Here is a 445-nt window from a genome sequence, read left to right on the forward strand (position 1 = left end):
ATCAGCACGATGGCCATGAGGATGAAGGACAGCGCGGCCGCTGTGGGGTAGTCGAGGATCCGCAGGTACTGCGACTGGATGACGTTGCCGATCATCCGGGTGTCCGTGGAGCCGAGCAGTTCGGCGTTCACGTAGTCGCCGCTGGCCGGGATGAAGGTCAGCAGGGTGCCGGAGACGACGCCGGGCATCGACAGCGGGAAGGTCACCTTGCGGAACACCGTGGACGGGCGGGCGTACAGGTCGCCGGCCGCCTCGTGGAGGCGGGTGTCGATGCGCTCCAGCGAGGTGTACAGCGGCAGGATCATGAACGGCAGGAAGTTGTACGTCAGACCGCAGACCACCGCGAGCGGGGTGGCGAGCACCCGGTCCCCCTCGGTCATGCCGAGCCAGCTGGTGACGTCGAGGAAGCCGACGCCGTTGAGGACGGCGACCACCGGGCCGCCGT

Annotated in this window: 1 protein-coding gene; it reads right to left on the reverse strand. The window is 67.9% G+C overall.

Features of this window, described 5'->3' with window-relative positions:
* The coding region (locus G3I71_RS47660; protein WP_164325193.1) for an ABC transporter permease at nt 1-445 on the reverse strand (445 nt) is incomplete at both ends.

Source organism: Streptomyces sp. SID12501, assembly GCF_010550245.1.
In the GTDB taxonomy this organism is placed as follows: Bacteria; Actinomycetota; Actinomycetes; order Streptomycetales; family Streptomycetaceae; genus Streptomyces.